This is a genomic window from Rhodopirellula europaea 6C (genome assembly GCF_000338295.1).
In the GTDB taxonomy this organism is placed as follows: domain Bacteria; phylum Planctomycetota; class Planctomycetia; order Pirellulales; family Pirellulaceae; genus Rhodopirellula; species Rhodopirellula europaea.
In genome coordinates this window covers 1-1509 of the sequence record NZ_ANMO01000082.1, presented here as the reverse complement: position 1 = coordinate 1509, position 1509 = coordinate 1, and the positions used below count along the sequence as shown (strand labels likewise).

The 1509-nt window shown below is 54.6% G+C and carries 2 protein-coding genes; both read left to right on the top strand.

Going from position 1 to position 1509, the window contains the following annotated elements:
* The coding region (locus RE6C_RS06690; protein ID WP_236617996.1) for a hypothetical protein at positions 1-497 on the top strand (497 nt) is incomplete at its 5' end.
* Between the two features lie 568 nt (positions 498-1065).
* Positions 1066-1413 carry a hypothetical protein gene (locus tag RE6C_RS31470; RefSeq protein WP_144054679.1) on the top strand — a complete coding sequence of 116 codons (348 nt, stop codon included), beginning with the start codon at positions 1066-1068 and terminating at the stop codon, positions 1411-1413.
* Positions 1414-1509: the final 96 nt, after the last annotated feature.

The window sequence follows — 1509 nt, the reverse complement described above, 5'->3', positions numbered from 1 at the left end:
TATACTGGACTTTCCCGAATACGACCCTACTGAGTAGGGTTCAATCTATCGTTACCCGACTGAACTTGATGCTTCACGAATGCCAAACGTTGCGAGGGTGTTTTCTATTGCTGCTTGTCAGTTGCACAATCGCCATCGGTTGCCAACCGACAACTGAATCGAGATTGGGTTTGGTCTACACGCCTCCGGGTGTTCCCGACGATGTGCCGTCGCACTTCAAGCCCGAACCAGACACCAAGCTCGAATCGTGGCTTGACGATGGTGAAACGCATCTCGATCTGAAAGCACATTATCTGGATGCCCATCGTTGCGGATGGGACGCCGCAATCTGGGACTGGGATCGCTACGGCGAATTCAAAATGAATACGGAACGCGATGCATATTCGTACCGCGCAGACGTTCCGTCCGGCACGTCCGCGCTATGGATCGGCTATTCTGATGCACGTCGTCAAATTGAAGCAATGACTCAATCGGCACCACATGCAGATGGCGGGTAACCATCGGATGCACGACGAGTCGCCGAGCCGTGGTTTTTGAAGTGGAGGATCGCTCGCGGCGACCGCGTGATCCGTGACGTTACCGGCACTTAGCAGCGATGAAAGATTGCGCTGACATTGCTCATTCCCGGTCGTCCTTCGTTCAAAACTCAACCTCGGATCGTTTGCTGAATTTCGCTTCACGCTCCACTCCGATGTCGTTGGACGCTCTTGGGGGCCGACAGCGGTACGTTCTTCGTTAACGGTTTGCGTCGCACGGTGGTGCGAATCAACGCCGGCGAAACAATGCCCGAATAGAGTCCTCCGAAATTGGTTGCTCGGACCTTTGCTGGGCGATAAACTGACGGCAACGCTACTGTGGCGTGCCACACCGATTGTGGATGACAAACAACGCCGGTAACCATCGGATGCACCGGAGTACTCAAACGCATCTGATCTGATGGTCAATCGTTCGTTCGTACCCGGTGATCCGAGCCGTTATCCGACTGAATTTGCGTGAATACTTGCTCGAACCAACCGCAACGGTAACGCCTGATTGGAACACGGCGGCGCCGTCGCGTCCAAGACAATGGCCAAGAATTCCGACAAGAGCATCGTTCTTCAACGCCGCCGCATTGAATTGCTCAACGCGATCAAACATGACGCCAGTGCTGAATTTGTCGCCAAACGTATTGATGCGTTGAAACAGGCAGTTTTCGGTGTCGCCAAAAAGCACCATGCAAGGTATCGTCCATTCACGAGATTCGCGGAGAATTCCGAGTGGCAAATGGTGGTCCGTTACTGGACTGCTCTGACACCGGATTCGGTCGTTGCGGTTGTGACGAGCTGGCCTGATCGCCCCGCGTACAAAGAAGTGCTGCTGGCGTGCCGGGACGCGGCCGATGAGCCGACTCAAAAGACCCAAGACGGCGGATAACCATCGCGTGAACCGGAGAACGCGAGCCAAGCGTTTTGAAATTGAGAATCTTTCGCGCGTTCCCGGTTACGCGTACCGTTCCCCGACTGACCTAAG

What these genes read in the sequence shown, in the direction of transcription:
- RE6C_RS31470 (WP_144054679.1), top strand. Translation starts at nt 1,066, where the DNA reads ATGGCCAAGAATTCCGACAAGAGCATCGTTCTTCAACGCCGCCGCATT.